We start from the raw sequence: 13,624 nt of genomic DNA, 5'->3' as shown, positions 1-13,624 counted from the left end.
AGCAGGGTGAAGGGGATCGTGGCGGGGGCGAAGGCCTTCAGGGCGAGGTGCAGCATGACGATGGAGTCCTTGCCGCCGGAGAAGAGGATCACCGGTCGTTCGAACTCGCCCGCGACCTCACGGAAGATGTGGACGGCCTCCGACTCCAGGGCGTCCAGGTGCGACAGCGCGTACGGGCTGCTGTCCGTCTCCTCGGAGACACTGGCGACGGTCGTCATGCGAGACCCCTTTCGGTGAGCAGCGCATGGAGCGCGGCCGCGGACTCCTGCACGGACTGGGTGTGCGACTCGATGCGCAGATCGGGCGACGCGGGCTCCTCGTACGGGTCGTCGACGCCGGTCAGCCCCGAGATCTCGCCCGCGGCCTGCTTGGCGTACAGCCCCTTCACATCGCGCACGGAGCAGACCTCGACCGGCGTCGCCACGTGCACCTCCAGGTACGGGGTCCCGCCGGTCCGGTGACGCCCCCGGACCGCCTCGCGGCTGTCGGCGTACGGCGCGATCACCGGGACGAGCGCCTTGACGCCGTTGCGGGCGAGCAGCTCGGCGAGGAAACCGATCCGCTGCACGTTCGTGTCGCGGTCCTCGCGCGAGAAGCCGAGACCGGAAGAGAGGAACTCGCGGATCTCGTCGCCGTCGAGCACCTCGACACGGTGGCCCTCGTCGCGCAGCCGGCCGGCCAGCTCGTACGCGATGGTGGTCTTGCCGGCGCTCGGCAGACCCGTGAGCCAGATGGTGGCTCCGGTCGTCACTTGCTGCTCCTGGGAGATCTGGGTGGTGGTGGTCATCCGTGCAGCCCGCACTCGGTCTTGGACCGTCCCGCCCAGCGTCCGGCCCGGGCGTCCTCGCCCTCCAGCACACGGCGGGTACAGGGCGCGCAGCCGACGGACGCGTAGCCGTCCATCAGCAGCGGGTTGGTCAGGACGCCGTGCTCCGCGACGTACGCGTCCACGTCGTCCTGCGTCCAGCGGGCGATCGGCGAGATCTTGACCTTCTGCCGCTTCTCGTCCCAGCCGACGACCGGGGTGTTCGCCCGGGTCGGGGACTCGTCGCGGCGCAGTCCGGTCGCCCAGGCGTCGTACCTGGTCAGGCCCTCTTCCAGGGGCTTGACCTTGCGCAGGGCGCAGCACAGGTCGGGGTCGCGGTCGTGCAGCTGGGGGCCGTACTCGGCGTCCTGCTCGGCGACGGTCTGGCGCGGGGTGAGGGTGATGACGTTGACGTCCATCACGGCCTCGACCGCGTCCCGGGTGCCGATGGTCTCGGGGAAGTGGTAGCCGGTGTCGAGGAAGACCACGTCGACCCCGGGCTGGGCGCGGGAGGCGAGGTGGGCGACGACCGCGTCCTCCATGGAGGAGGTCACGCAGAACGTCTTGCCGAAGGTCTCGACGGCCCACTGGAGGATCTCCAGGGCCGAGGCGTCCTCGAGGTCGCGCCCCGCCTGCTCGGCGAGGCGCCTCAGGTCCTCGGCCGTACGGCCTTCCCGGTTTTCCTGGTCTTCCTGAATCGTCGTCATATCTCGTCCCCTCCACCTTCGTTGCGCTGAACCCCGCGGGCGAGCAGCCCGAGGAACTTCAACTGGAAGGCTCGGTTGCACGCCGCGCATTCCCACGCGCCGTGGCCCTGCTCGCTCGGACGGAGGTCTTCGTCGCCGCAGTAGGGGCAGTAGAAGGGAGCCGCTCGCTCACTCACGACAGCGACTCCTCGGAAGCCCTGGCCGCCCAGGTGGCGAAGCGCTCGTCGTCCTCGCGCTCCGCCTGGAAGCGCTTGAGGACCCGCTCGATGTAGTCGGGCAGCTCGTCCGAGGTCACCTTCAGACCGCGGACCTTGCGGCCGAAGCCGGCCTCCAGGCCGAGCGCGCCGCCCAGGTGCACCTGGAAGCCCTCGACCTGCTCGCCCTGGTCGTTCAGGACCAGCTGGCCCTTGAGACCGATGTCCGCGACCTGGATACGGGCGCAGGCGTTCGGGCAGCCGTTGATGTTGATGGTGATGGGCTCTTCGAACTCGGGGATGCGGCGCTCGAGTTCGTCGATCAGAGAAGCACCGCGCGCCTTGGTCTCGACGATCGCGAGCTTGCAGTACTCGATGCCGGTGCAGGCCATCGTGCCGCGCCGGAACGTGGAGGGCCTGACGGTCAGGTCGAGGGCTTCGAGGCCCTCCACCAGCGAGTCGATCTGGTCCTCCGTCACGTCGAGCACGATCATCTTCTGCTCGACGGTGGTGCGCAGCCGGCCCGAGCCGTGTGCCGCGGCCAGCTCGGCGATCTTCGTGAGGGTGGTGCCGTCCACGCGGCCGACGCGCGGCGCGAAGCCGACGTAGAAGCGGCCGTCCTGCTGGCGGTGCACACCGACGTGGTCGCGCCAGCGGGCGACCGGCTGCTCGGGGGCCGGGCCGTCGACGAGCTTCCGCTCGAGGTACTCGTCCTCCAGGATCTGGCGGAACTTCTCCACGCCCCAGTCGGCGACCAGGAACTTCAGACGGGCGCGGGTGCGCAGGCGCCGGTAGCCGTAGTCGCGGAAGATCGAGATGACGCCCTCGTAGACGTCCGGGACCTCGTCCAGCGGGACCCAGGCGCCGAGGCGCTGGCCGATCTTCGGGTTGGTGGAGAGGCCGCCACCGACCCAGAGGTCGAAGCCGGGGCCGTGCTCCGGGTGGTTCACGCCGACGAAGGCGACGTCGTTGATCTCGTGCGCCACGTCGAGCAGCGGCGAGCCGGAGATCGCGGACTTGAACTTGCGGGGCAGGTTCGAGAAGTCCTTGTTGCCGATGATCCGGCGGTGGATCTCGTCGATGGCCGGGGAGCCGTCGATGATCTCGTCCTCGGCGATGCCGGCGACGGGCGAGCCGAGGATGACGCGGGGCGTGTCACCGCAGGCCTCGGTGGTGGACAGCCCGACGGCTTCGAGCCGGTTCCAGATCTCGGGGACGTCCTCGATGCGGATCCAGTGGTACTGCACGTTCTGGCGGTCGGTGAGGTCGGCGGTGCCGCGCGCGAACTCCTGCGAGATCTCGCCGATGACGCGCAGCTGGTCGGTGGTCAGCCGGCCGCCGTCGATGCGGACGCGCAGCATGAAGTACTTGTCGTCCAGCTCCTCCGGCTCCAGGATCGCGGTCTTGCCGCCGTCGATCCCGGGCTTGCGCTGGGTGTACAACCCCCACCAGCGCATACGTCCACGAAGGTCGTTGGGGTCGATCGAGTCGAAGCCACGCTTCGAGTAGATCGTCTCAATGCGTGTCCGCACATTGAGACCGTCGTCGTCCTTCTTGAACTGTTCGTTTCCGTTGAGCGGGGTGAAATGCCCCACGGCCCACTGACCCTCGCCGCGGTGACGACTCACCTTGCGGCGGGGCGCGGCATCGGGATTCTGCGGGGTGGCGGCCATGGTTGATACGTCCTTCGGGACTGCGGGACAGGAAGGAGAGCGGCTCTCAACTGCGCATATGGGCGCATACGGAAAGTACGCGCGCGTCATTGCGCAGAGGGAGGCAAAAGGGAGAATGTCGGCTGGGCCGGGGCTGTCAGCTCGCCGGACAGATGGCGCTGGACATGCGGCCGAGGTCGACGTGCCGCCGACTCACCAAGGCAATTCCAGTTCCAGACATGACGGAAGCGTGTCATGGGGATCTCGGGCCAGTCCACCTTCATCCATCATGTGGACACCCTTGTCCCGAATGGCGAGACAAAGGTGTTGTCGGTCACACGGCTGGGCAGGAATGGACGATCAGGCGGCCCGGTGACCCGCCGATGGCGGGCCGAGGGCCAGGCCCGCGGCAGGTCAGACCGCTCGTGCGCCCGGCCAGGGTCCGGGAGCGGCGACCTCCGGCTCCTCCTCCACCTTGGTGTCGAAGAGCTTGAAGCCGCGGCGCAGGTAGTTGTCCATCGCGTGCTCCCCGTCCTTGCTGCAGGTATGCAGCCAGACACGCTTCGTCTCGGGCCGCCCCGGCCAGCGCTCCGCCAGGTCCCAGGCGCGCGCCACCCCGTACGAGAGCAGGTGCCCGCCGATCCTGCGGCCACGGAAGGCGGGGATCAGTCCGAAGTACATGAGCTCGACCACGCCGTCGTCCTGCGGGTCCAGCTCGACATAGCCCGCGGGCGTTCCCCGGTCGTAGGCGACCCAGGTCTCCACGCCGGGGCGGTCCAGGACCTCCTGCCACTGCGCGTACGTCCAGCTCAGGCGGTCGGTCCAGCGGATGTCTCCGCCCACGGAGGCGTACAGGAAGCGGTTGAACTCGGGCGAGGGGACTTCGGAGCGCACGATCCGGACGTCGCCGTCGGGCGTGATCGCGGGGAGCAGGTCGCTCGACGCGGTCTGCTCCAGGGACCAGGTGGTCACAGTGACGTTGCTCATGGAGGCCAGGGAACCACGGGGCCGCGCAGCGCTCCAAAGCGGGTCCGCGTCCCCGGACGCCGGGACGTGTTCTTCGGCCGCGGGGCCGGCGGGGGCTGGTCGCGCAGTTCCCCGCGCCCCTGAGGACTCCCAGGCCGTCCGGCGTTCGAGGACGAGGCTGTTCGGACCGAACGGGGGTCCGGGGGCGTAGACCCCGGGGCCCCTAGCCCAGGGACTTGTCCACCGCGGTCAACGGGACCGCGTACAGGACGCGCTCCGGTGTCGTGTCCGGGTCGGCGCCGGTGAGGCTCCACAGTTCGCCGGTGTCCTGCCAGTAGGACAGGGACGCGGTGTGCTGGCCCCAGCAGGCGTAGGACTGGTCCCCGGTGCACCGCACCGCCTCGGCGGTGTGCCCGCTCTGGCGCCACAGCGTGCCGTGCCGGCCACCGCTGGCGGGTGTGTGGCCGACGTACCAGTCGGCCTTGCGCGCCCCGGCCGGCTTGTAGGAGAGGACGCCAGAGAGCCCGGCGGCCTTGGTCGTGTAGGCCTCGCGCGCGTCGACCCGCCCCAGCGAGTCGCTGCCGAGCAACCCCGCCCGGCCGCCGACGGTGCTGTACGAGTACCGCCAGATCCGGGTCCGCTCCGTGCCGTCGGCCTGCGCCGCCTCGGTGGCGACCAGGCTGTCCGGTGTCGAGGTGCGGTCCAGCGACAGGGAACCGAAACAGGGGTTCGCCCGGGCCTCGCCCGAGCCGCACGTGCCGCCCGCCGGGCTGTACGAGCCGACGGCCGGCAGCACGTACCGATAGCCGTGCGCGGAGTAGCCGCCCCGCACCTTGCCGATCGCCCCGCTGTCCACGCCCGCCTTCAGGAGGTGGTGCAGGTCGAAGACGAGCAGGGAGTCGTCCTGCCCCGCGCCGTTCTGCGCGGTGACGATCAGCTTGCCCTGGTACCAGACCATGCCGCCCAGCCGGGAACGGACCGCACCGAAGTCCCTGCCGCCGTCGCGCGGCGCGACCAGCAGCACCCAGCGGTACCTGAGCGCCGCCGGGTCGCTCGCGTCGATGAAGGCGACCCGGGCCAGACCCCGGTCGGTGACGGAGGCGCCCGCGGCCCGGTCGTCGTGGTTCCAGCCCGCCAGGATGACCCGCTGGTCGCCCCACCGGCCGTCCTGGTCGGCGTCACCGGAAGTGGTGACGGAGGCGGGCGCCCACTGCTGGGTCCGCGCGTCGTCCGAGGCCCAGCAGTACGCGCGGGTGGCGACCGGTTCGAGCGGCAGCGCGGCCCGCTCGGTCCCGGAGCAGTCGGCCTCGTCGCGCATCACGTGGTCGGCGCTCGCCAGCACGCCGGAGACCCCGACGTTCCCGCCCATGTTCCGGCTGAGCGTGCTGAGAGTGTCCCCGGCGACCAGGTTCTCGTGCAGTTGGAGCCTGCTGGTCTCGGCGGCCGAGGTGAGCGGGGTCAGCGCGCCCGGACTGTTGCTGCCCGTCGCCTGGGAGGTGCTGATCAGCGTGGCGGCCGCGGTGAGCGCGAGGGCTGTTCCGGCCAGGGTGGCGCGCAGCGCCTGTCCCCTTCGCCTACGACGGTGCCTGCCGCGATGCTTCATGCGTCCTCCCGAGGAAGGCCAACTGCCTCTCATGATCAGAACATTGACGGAGAGACAGGTGGGGTGGCCTGTGGAGGGATGCTACGTCAGAGAGCCACGTGCCTGGTCAAGGACCCCGGAAGACGGTCCCGAAATACGCTCCTTGCCTCTCGCAGGGGGCATATTCGGCCGGTCGGGTGACGCGTCGGGCTCCGGTGCGGTACAAGTGGGCCCGAGTTTCCGCGCCCTGCGCACCGCCGGCGCCGTCGAGTGGGGGAGCAGGTCCCGGGGGTCCTCCGGGAGCACCAACTCGACCTCCGCGGCCTCGCAGAAACGATACGGTTGGTGTTCCAGGAAAGCCCCGAGATACCGCCGTACGCGCGACATCTCGGCCCGCACCGTCACCGTACGACCGGGGTCGTCGAACAGGTCGTCGGCGAGCCCCGAGGCGCTGCGCCCGGCGGGCCGGACGGCCAGCAGGTACAGCAACTCGGCATGCCGGGGGCTCAGTTCGTGGCACCAGGAGCCCGCTTCGGACGAGACGGTCACCGAGGAGCGGCGCGGGTGCGCCAGGTCCAGGACGATCCGCGCGGCCCCCCGGGGCTCCGGCTCGTCGGCGGCCCGCAGCAGCCAGCCGCCGGGCAGCGGCTCCACCACGCACAGCCCGAGCGTCGGCAGCCAACTCCGCCCGGGGGCGAGCGCCTTGGGCAGCGCGAGTCGTCCGGTGTACGGCATCCCGGTGACCGCGGCCGTCCAGCCGTCCTGGTCCACGGCGAGGGCGCGCCCGCCGAGCCGGGCGAGCACCGGCGCCGCCACCGCGCGCAGCCCCTCCAGCGAGGTCAGGTGCAGCTCGCGCAGGCGCGCCTCGGCGAGTTTGGCCACCGAGCCGACCAGGGCGAGCGTCGCCGGGTGCAGGGTGTCCAGCGGCCCGCTCACGTCCACGACGCCGATCAGACTGCCGTCGCGCGGGTCGGTGATCGGGGCGCCGGTGCAGGTCCACGAGTGGTGGGTGCGCACGAAGTGCTCGGCGGAGAAGACCTGGACGGGGCGCCGGGCGACCAGCGGGGTGCCCACACCGTTCGTACCGACCACGCCCTCGCGCCAGTCCGCCCCGAGTTCGAAGCCGAACCCGTCGGCCTTGCGCAGCACGGACGCGCTGCCCTCCCGCCACAGCACCCGGCCCTCCGCGTCCGCGACCACCATGATGTGGTGCGCGACGTCCGCGACCGAGAGCAGGCCCTCGCGCAGTACCGGCAGGACGTGCCGCAGCTGTGAGGTCTGGCGCCGCCGCTCGACCTCGTCACGGACCAGCAGCCCGGCCCGGAAGTCGTGGTCGGGGTCGACCCCGCCGCGCAGCATGCGCTCCCAGGACTGCTCGATCACCGGGCGCGGCGCGAGGCGGGCGGGCTGTCCGGAGAGCGTGGCGTCGCGCACCTCGCGCAGGACACGGGCCGCCTGGGCGGCGTCCAGGGCGGCGAGCCGCGTCACGTCGATCGGCGAGTGCGCCACGGAATCCTCCCCATCCTCCCCGGACGGACCGACGGGTTCCGGGCACCTGTGGCCCATCACCGCCCGGCCCTTTTCGGCCACGGTCGCCCGGGCCCGTACTGACTGCTGTTCTCATAGTGCCGCTCGGCACCGACGGAGGGGCACAGTCCGGCCACAGAGGCCGGAAAAGTTGCAACCCCCTGCAACCCTGGCGAACAGCCGTACGGGGTCGGAAACTTGAGCAACGCCGCCCGTGCGGCGTTCGCGCTCCTCACAACGGGGCCAGAGAGCGGGGGTGGTGCCGTGTCGGCGCAGCACCACCCCCGCGCCCGGTGCGGAGACCGGCTCAGGACACGGCTCAGGAAACCGGTCGGGCCCGTTCCACCACCGTGGCCAGATCGAGACTGTGCGGCAGGGTGCCGAAGGCCGAGCCCCAGTCGCCGCCCAGCCGTGAGGCGCAGAACGCGTCGGCGACCTCCGAAGGCGCGTACTGCACGAGCAGCGACCCCTGCAGCACCAGCGCGACACGCTCCGCGAGCCTGCGCCCGCGGCCCTCGATACCGTCCAGGTCGGCGAGTTCGCCCAGCAGGTTCTTGATCGCGCCGTCGAGCCGGTGGTCGGCGCCGCGGGCCCGGCCCACCTCCCGCAGGAACGCGTTCAGCGCCTGCGGCTCCCGCTGGATCGCGCGCAGCAGGTCGAGGGCCTGCACATTGCCCGCTCCCTCCCAGATGGAGTTGAGCGGCGACTCGCGCAGCAGCCTCGGCATGCCGGACTCCTCGACGTATCCGTTGCCGCCCAGGCACTCCAGTGCCTCCACCGCCACCGGGGTGCAGCGCTTGGTCACCCAGTACTTGGCGGCCGGCACCGCGAGCCGCAGGAAGGCCCGCTCGTCCTCGCCGCCGTCGTCGTACGCCGCCGCCAGACGCATCGCCAGCGTCGTCGCCGCCTCCGACTCCAGCGCCAGGTCCGCCAGCACGTTGCGCATCAGCGGCTTGTCGATCAGCTTGCCGCCGAAGGCCTCCCGGTAGGTGCAGTGGTGCACGGCCTGCGCCACGGCCTGCCGCATGACGGCGGCGGCGCCGAGCACACAGTCCAGCCGGGTCACCGCGACCATTTCGATGATGGTGCGCACCCCGCGCCCCTCGTCCCCGACCCGGCGCGCCCAGGTCCCGTCGAACTCGACCTCGCTCGACGCGTTCGACTTGTTGCCGAGCTTGTCCTTGAGCCGCTGGATGCGGAACACGTTGCGGGTCCCGTCCTCCAGCACCCTCGGCACCAGAAAACAGGTGAGCCCGCCCGGCGCCTGCGCCAGCACCAGGAACCCGTCCGACATCGGCGCCGAACAGAACCACTTGTGCCCGGTCAGCTCGTAGGTCCCGTCCTCGGCGAGCGGCCGCGCCTCGGTCCTGTTCGCCCGTACGTCACTGCCGCCCTGCTTCTCCGTCATGCCCATCCCGAAGAGCACACCGGCCTTCTGGGAGGCGGGCCGCAGCCCCTGGTCGTAGACGGTGGACGTGAGCAGTGGTTCCCAGAGGGCGGCGAGAGCCGGGTCGGTGCGCAGGGCGGGCACCGCCGCGTGGGTCATCGACAGCGGGCAGCCGTGGCCCGCCTCGGCCTGCGACCACACGACGAAGCCGGCCGCGCGCCTGAGGTGACCGCCGGGACGGCTCCAGGCCGCCGTCAGCCCCGCCGAGACCCCCTTGCCGAGCAGTCGGTGCCAGGCGGGATGGAAATCGACCTCGTCGACGCGGTTGCCGTAGCGGTCGTGGGTGCGCAGCTTCGGCGGATTCTCGTTGGCCAGCACCCCCCACTCCTGCACCTGCGCGGAGCCCGTCGTACGCCCGAGCAGCGAGAGCTCCTCGCGTGCCTCGTCGAGAAGTCCTGGATCCAGGTGCCGCTCGACCGCCTCCACGAGGGCCCGGTCGGCGGCAAAGACGTCATATCCGACCAGGGGCGGAGCCTGGTTGGTCACGGTGTGGGTGCTGGCTGCCATACGGATACGGTAAGGACGTGCACCAGGCAAAAGAAACACCTGAACGGTCTCCCGTGGGCCGCTTTCACCGCGCTCGCGCGCTGTACAGGAACGTGTCGAAGCGAAGGACCGCCTGGCTGCTGCTCAAGGACACCGTCAACTCCTGCATGGAGTACCGGATCCTGGGGCTGGCGGCCGAGGCCGCCTTCTTCACACTCCTGTCCGTGCCGCCCCTGCTGCTGAGCCTCATCGGGCTGCTCGGGTACGTGGACGACTGGACCGGCGCGCACTCGATCGCGAGCCTGGAGTCCAACATCTTGGAGGCCTCCCGCACGGTCCTCACGGACAAGGGCGTCCACCAGATCGCCGAACCGATCCTTCACGACGTGATGAAGGGCGGCAGGCCCGACATCATCTCCCTCGGTTTCCTCTTCGCCCTGTGGTCGGGCTCACGCGCGGTGAACGTCTTCGTCGACACCATCACCGTGATGTACGGCCTCGACGGCACCCGGGGGATCGTGGCGACCCGCGTGATGTCGTTCCTGCTGTTCATCGTGGCGCTGCTGATCGGCTCGATCGCGCTGCCGCTGATGGTCGCGGGCCCGGACGCGGTGGTGCAGATCGTGCCGTGGTCGGCGACGCTCGTACAGGTCCTGTACTGGCCTGTCGTCATCGTGCTCTCGGTCGTCTTCCTGACCACGCTGTACCACGTGTCCGTGCCCGTGCGCTCACCCTGGGTGGAGGACGTGCCCGGCGCCCTGGTCGCCCTCGCCATGTGGGTCTTCGGCAGCTTCCTGCTCCGTATCTACCTGACCAGCACGGTCGAGGGCCCGACGATCTACGGCTCACTCGCCGCCCCCGTGGCCGTCCTGCTGTGGATCGGTGTGTCCGCGTTCGCCGTCCTCGTCGGCGCCGCCGTCAACGCGGCCATCGACCGGGTCTGGCCCGCCGCCGCCACGGCCGCGGCCCGCGCCGCGAACGAGCGCCTGCGTCAGGAGCAGGCCGCCGAGTACGTCGCCCGCGCCGCTGCCCACCGCGCCGCCGACGCCGACCCCGACGACCCGGACATGCCCTCCGAGTTCCCGGAACGCTGGTCCCGCTTCCTCCCCCCGGAGGACGTGACCTCCCGCCTGCGCACCCACGTCAAGAGCACCCACCACCACCGCAGGAGCAACGACGACGACCACTGCGCGGACGAGTAGCACGCCGCGGGCGGAGCCTCACCCCTTCCAGGCCCCCGCCCCCGCCGCCTCCCGGGCGAATTGAGCGAAGTCCCGCGGCTCCCGCCCCAGAACCTCCCGCACACCCTCCGACAGGTAGGAGTTACGCCCGTCGAGCAGGCTCTCGAAGAGCTCGACGAGGAACTCGGCCTCCTCCGCCGGCACCCCGAACCCGGCCAGCTGATCGCCGTACTGGCGCGCCGTCACCGGGAGATACGTCAGCTCACCCCCCGTCGCCGCCGCGATCTCCCCCACCGCCTCCCGAAAACTCAGCAGCCGGGGCCCGGAGACGGCGAGCTCCTGCCCGGCATACCGCTCGCCCCCCGTGAGCACGGCCACCACGACGTCCGCGATGTCCCGCACATCGATGAACGGCTCCCGCACCTCACCGGCGGGAAACACCAGTTCCCCGCGGAGCAGCCCCTCCACCAACGGCCCCTCGCTGAAGTTCTGCGCGAACCACGCGGCCCGTACGACCGTCCAGTCCGCGCCCGACGCCCGCAGCGCCTCCTCGGCCGGCCGCGCCCGCTCCTCACCCCGCGAGGACAGCAGCACCAGCCGCCGCACCCCCAGCCCGACCGCCTCCCGTGCCAGACCCCCGACCATCTCGGCCGCGTCGGGCGAGCCGACGTCCGTGGGGTGGACGAGATAGGCCGCGTCGGCACCCCGCAGGGTGTCCGCCCACGTCGACCGGTCCGTCCAGTCGAACCCCGCCGCACGGGACGCGGCCCGCACCCTCAGCCCCGCCGCCCGCGCGGCCTCGGCCACCCGCCGCCCGGTACGTCCCGTGGCGCCCGTCACCAGCACCGTCATGTCCCGTACGCGCTCTTCGCGTGCCCTGTTCTGCGTCATACCGACAGTGAATCGCCGCCCGCGCAGGGCTCCCATCGCCGAGGGACTCATTCCCATAAGCGGACGTCTACGTCCCTTCCCCAGGGACGTCTACGCTGACGCCATGGACGCACTCGCCGGTCTGCTGGAGGGCCCCCGGGCACGCGGCGCCTTCATGATCCGTGCGTGCTTCGACCCGCCCTGGTGCGTGCGCGTCGAGGACCGCGCCCCCCTCACGATCATGCTCGTGGTGCGCGGCGAGGCCTGGGTCGTGCCGGACGCGGGGGAGCGCGTGTTCCTGCGGGCCGGTGACCTCGCGATCGCCCGCGGCCCGGACCCGTACACGTGCGCGGACGACCCGGGGACCCCGCCGCAGGCGGTGATCCTGCCGGGCGGCGAGTGCACCTACCCCGACGGGCGGTCCCTGAAGGGCCGGTGGGACCTGGACGTCCGCACCTGGGGCGACCGGCTCGACGGCTCCACGGTGCTGCTGATCGGGACGTACATGATGCGGGGCGAGGTCAACGGCAGGCTGCTCGGCGCCCTGCCGCCGCTGCTCTCCCTCACCCAGGACGTGTGGGACTGCCCGCTCACCGCGATCCTCACCGAGGAGATCGTCCGCGACGAGCCCGGCCAGGAGGTGGTCCTTGACCGGCTCCTCGACCTCCTCATGATCGCCGCGCTGCGCGCCTGGTTCTCCCGTCCGGAGGCCGCCGCCCCCGCCTGGTACCGGGCACTCGCGGACCCCGTCGTCGGCCGGGTGCTGCGGTTCGTCCAGGACGACCCGGCACACCCCTGGACGGTGGCAACGCTCGCCGCGAAGGCCGGGGTGTCCCGGGCCGCGCTGGCCCGCCGCTTCAGCGAACTCGTGGGCGAGCCCCCGATGACGTACCTCACCGGGTGGCGCCTCGCCCTGGCCGCCGACCGGCTGCGCGAGTCGGACGACACCCTTGAGGCGATCGCCCGCCACGTCGGCTACGGCAGCGCGTTCGCCCTGTCCAGCGCCTTCAAACGGGTGTACGGGGTCAGCCCGCAGGAGCACCGGACGCGGGCGGCGTAGCCTGACGTACATGTACGCGGAGCGGCCTTCCCGGTTGGCGGGCGCCGTCGTGTGGTCCCGTGGAACGTCCGGTTCCACGGTGGGGGCCGTGCTTCCCGACGGCTGTATGGACCTGCTCTGGCACGAGGGGCGACTGTTCGTCGCCGGGCCCGACACCAGGGCGTACGTTCCCGAGGGCGCGGCCGGGCACTGGGCGGGCGTCCGTTTCTCCCCCGGCACGGGGCCGACGTTCCTCGGCGTACCCGCCCATGAACTGCGCGACCTGCGCGTCGACTTGGCGGACCTGTGGCCGGCCTCGGAGGTCAGGCGCCGCACCGCGCGGGTCGCCGCGGCCGCCGACCCGGTGACCGCGCTGGAGCAGGTGGCACTGGACCGGGCGGCTGTCACCGATCCCCCCGACCCGCTGCTGCGGGAGGTCGTGACGGCCCTGGACGCGGGCCGGCCGGTCGCGGCGACGGCCGACCGACTCGGCCTGAGCGCACGCCAGTTGCACCGCCGCTCACTGGCCGCCTTCGGCTACGGCCCCAAGACTCTCGCCCGCGTCCTGCGCCTGCAACGGGCGCTCGCCCTCGCCCGCGCCGGTGTCCCCCTCGCGGAGACGGCGGCCCGCGCCGGCTTCGCGGACCAGGCCCATCTGGCCCGTGACGTACGGGAGTTGGCGGGCATGCCGCTGGGGGAACTACTCGGGCGCGGGTAGCGGCGCGAACAGGTCGACGCCATTGCCGTCCGGGTCGTGCACGACCGCGTACCGCATCCCCCAGAAGGCGTCCCACGGCTTGAGCTCGCCGTGGTACCCGGCGCCGACCAGGTCCTCGTAGACGGAGTCGACCTGCGCGGGACTGTCACAGCCGAAGGCGAGCGAGACCCGGCCGCCCCCGGCGGCAGGCGGTCGCCACCCCGGGTGGAACGACCGGATCGTGTCCTCGGTGTCGATCGCCAGCCGGGACCCGCCGGGCAGTTCGGCCTCGACGTGCGGCTGGTCCTCGGAGCCCTCGGGGAAGACGAGCCCGAGGCGGCGGTAGAAGGCGAGTGTGGCGGCCATGTCGGAGGCGACCAGGCCGATCACGGCGAATCGTGGAGTCATGGGGACACCGTAGGCAGGGCGCGGGAAGCGGGTCTTGAACGAATCGGACAGAGTCCCTCCGCG

At 71.6% G+C, this 13,624-nt stretch carries 15 protein-coding genes; 3 read left to right on the top strand and 12 right to left on the bottom strand.

Annotation, left to right across the window (positions count from 1 at the left end):
• The 10 genes from ACZ69M_RS36035 to ACZ69M_RS35990 all read right to left on the bottom strand — a co-directional run.
• A partial coding sequence (locus tag ACZ69M_RS36035) for a phosphoadenosine phosphosulfate reductase domain-containing protein (RefSeq protein WP_470056650.1) occupies nucleotides 1-218 on the bottom strand: 218 nt, incomplete at its 3' end.
• Nucleotides 215-787 carry an adenylyl-sulfate kinase gene (gene cysC, locus ACZ69M_RS36030; RefSeq protein ID WP_470056648.1) on the bottom strand — a complete coding sequence of 191 codons (573 nt, stop codon included), beginning with the start codon at nucleotides 785-787 and terminating at the stop codon, nucleotides 215-217. The genes ACZ69M_RS36035 and cysC, both read right to left, overlap by 4 nt.
• The gene (locus ACZ69M_RS36025; RefSeq protein ID WP_470056646.1) at nucleotides 784-1,512 is read right to left on the bottom strand and encodes a phosphoadenylyl-sulfate reductase; all 729 of its coding nucleotides are present in this window, start codon (nucleotides 1,510-1,512) and stop codon (nucleotides 784-786) included. The genes cysC and ACZ69M_RS36025 overlap by 4 nt, the downstream gene beginning before the upstream one ends.
• Nucleotides 1,509-1,688 (bottom strand): hypothetical protein, encoded by a 180-nt coding sequence (locus ACZ69M_RS36020; protein WP_079090235.1) that lies wholly within the window; start codon nucleotides 1,686-1,688, stop codon nucleotides 1,509-1,511. Before ACZ69M_RS36020 ends, ACZ69M_RS36025 begins: the two co-directional genes overlap by 4 nt.
• Nucleotides 1,685-3,379, bottom strand: a complete 1,695-nt coding sequence (locus ACZ69M_RS36015; protein WP_470056644.1) for a nitrite/sulfite reductase — start codon at nucleotides 3,377-3,379, stop codon at nucleotides 1,685-1,687. Before ACZ69M_RS36015 ends, ACZ69M_RS36020 begins: the two co-directional genes overlap by 4 nt.
• Before the next feature lie 136 nt (nucleotides 3,380-3,515).
• Nucleotides 3,516-3,599: a putative leader peptide gene (locus ACZ69M_RS36010; RefSeq protein WP_309486338.1), complete on the bottom strand. Its 84-nt coding sequence runs from the start codon at nucleotides 3,597-3,599 to the stop codon at nucleotides 3,516-3,518.
• Nucleotides 3,600-3,772: 173 nt separating this feature from the next.
• Nucleotides 3,773-4,345 (bottom strand): GNAT family N-acetyltransferase, encoded by a 573-nt coding sequence (locus ACZ69M_RS36005; protein WP_470056642.1) that lies wholly within the window; start codon nucleotides 4,343-4,345, stop codon nucleotides 3,773-3,775.
• 202 nt (nucleotides 4,346-4,547) lie between these two features.
• On the bottom strand, nucleotides 4,548-5,927 hold the full coding sequence (locus ACZ69M_RS36000) for a hypothetical protein (protein ID WP_470056640.1): 1,380 nt from the start codon (nucleotides 5,925-5,927) through the stop codon (nucleotides 4,548-4,550).
• Between the two features lie 81 nt (nucleotides 5,928-6,008).
• Entirely contained in the window at nucleotides 6,009-7,415 is a 1,407-nt protein-coding gene (locus ACZ69M_RS35995) for a GAF domain-containing protein (protein WP_470056638.1), read from the bottom strand.
• A gap of 337 nt (nucleotides 7,416-7,752) precedes the next feature.
• A complete protein-coding gene (locus ACZ69M_RS35990; RefSeq protein WP_470056636.1) occupies nucleotides 7,753-9,387 on the bottom strand; it encodes an acyl-CoA dehydrogenase family protein in 1,635 nt (544 codons plus the stop codon).
• Between the two features lie 17 nt (nucleotides 9,388-9,404).
• Between ACZ69M_RS35990 and ACZ69M_RS35985 the strand changes: the two genes are divergently transcribed.
• The gene (locus tag ACZ69M_RS35985; RefSeq protein WP_470056634.1) at nucleotides 9,405-10,568 is read left to right on the top strand and encodes a YihY/virulence factor BrkB family protein; all 1,164 of its coding nucleotides are present in this window, start codon (nucleotides 9,405-9,407) and stop codon (nucleotides 10,566-10,568) included.
• 18 nt (nucleotides 10,569-10,586) lie between these two features.
• Here ACZ69M_RS35985 and ACZ69M_RS35980 read toward each other — a convergent pair whose 3' ends face one another.
• Nucleotides 10,587-11,438, bottom strand: a complete 852-nt coding sequence (locus tag ACZ69M_RS35980) for an NAD(P)H-binding protein (RefSeq protein ID WP_470056632.1) — start codon at nucleotides 11,436-11,438, stop codon at nucleotides 10,587-10,589.
• Between the two features lie 103 nt (nucleotides 11,439-11,541).
• Between ACZ69M_RS35980 and ACZ69M_RS35975 the strand changes: the two genes are divergently transcribed.
• Nucleotides 11,542-12,477, top strand: a complete 936-nt coding sequence (locus ACZ69M_RS35975; RefSeq protein WP_470056630.1) for an AraC family transcriptional regulator — start codon at nucleotides 11,542-11,544, stop codon at nucleotides 12,475-12,477.
• A 10-nt stretch (nucleotides 12,478-12,487) separates the two neighbouring features.
• Entirely contained in the window at nucleotides 12,488-13,174 is a 687-nt protein-coding gene (locus tag ACZ69M_RS35970; protein ID WP_470056628.1) for a helix-turn-helix domain-containing protein, read from the top strand.
• Here ACZ69M_RS35970 and ACZ69M_RS35965 read toward each other — a convergent pair.
• Nucleotides 13,157-13,561, bottom strand: a complete 405-nt coding sequence (locus tag ACZ69M_RS35965) for a VOC family protein (protein ID WP_470056680.1) — start codon at nucleotides 13,559-13,561, stop codon at nucleotides 13,157-13,159. The two genes, ACZ69M_RS35970 and ACZ69M_RS35965, sit on opposite strands and share 18 nt — an antisense overlap.
• Nucleotides 13,562-13,624 lie beyond the last annotated feature (63 nt).

The sequence above is a fragment of the Streptomyces sp. NPDC107454 genome, assembly GCF_055582885.1.
This window is presented reverse-complemented; position numbering and strand designations above follow the sequence as displayed.

What these genes read in the sequence shown, in the direction of transcription:
- cysC (WP_470056648.1), bottom strand. Translation starts at nt 787, where the DNA reads ATGACCACCACCACCCAGATCTCCCAGGAGCAGCAAGTGACGACCGGA.
- ACZ69M_RS36025 (WP_470056646.1), bottom strand. Translation starts at nt 1,512, where the DNA reads ATGACGACGATTCAGGAAGACCAGGAAAACCGGGAAGGCCGTACGGCC.
- ACZ69M_RS36015 (WP_470056644.1), bottom strand. Translation starts at nt 3,379, where the DNA reads ATGGCCGCCACCCCGCAGAATCCCGATGCCGCGCCCCGCCGCAAGGTG.
- ACZ69M_RS36010 (WP_309486338.1), bottom strand. Translation starts at nt 3,599, where the DNA reads ATGTCTGGAACTGGAATTGCCTTGGTGAGTCGGCGGCACGTCGACCTC.
- ACZ69M_RS36005 (WP_470056642.1), bottom strand. Translation starts at nt 4,345, where the DNA reads ATGAGCAACGTCACTGTGACCACCTGGTCCCTGGAGCAGACCGCGTCG.
- ACZ69M_RS36000 (WP_470056640.1), bottom strand. Translation starts at nt 5,927, where the DNA reads ATGAAGCATCGCGGCAGGCACCGTCGTAGGCGAAGGGGACAGGCGCTG.
- ACZ69M_RS35990 (WP_470056636.1), bottom strand. Translation starts at nt 9,387, where the DNA reads ATGGCAGCCAGCACCCACACCGTGACCAACCAGGCTCCGCCCCTGGTC.
- ACZ69M_RS35980 (WP_470056632.1), bottom strand. Translation starts at nt 11,438, where the DNA reads ATGACGCAGAACAGGGCACGCGAAGAGCGCGTACGGGACATGACGGTG.
- ACZ69M_RS35975 (WP_470056630.1), top strand. Translation starts at nt 11,542, where the DNA reads ATGGACGCACTCGCCGGTCTGCTGGAGGGCCCCCGGGCACGCGGCGCC.
- ACZ69M_RS35970 (WP_470056628.1), top strand. Translation starts at nt 12,488, where the DNA reads ATGTACGCGGAGCGGCCTTCCCGGTTGGCGGGCGCCGTCGTGTGGTCC.
- ACZ69M_RS35965 (WP_470056680.1), bottom strand. Translation starts at nt 13,561, where the DNA reads ATGACTCCACGATTCGCCGTGATCGGCCTGGTCGCCTCCGACATGGCC.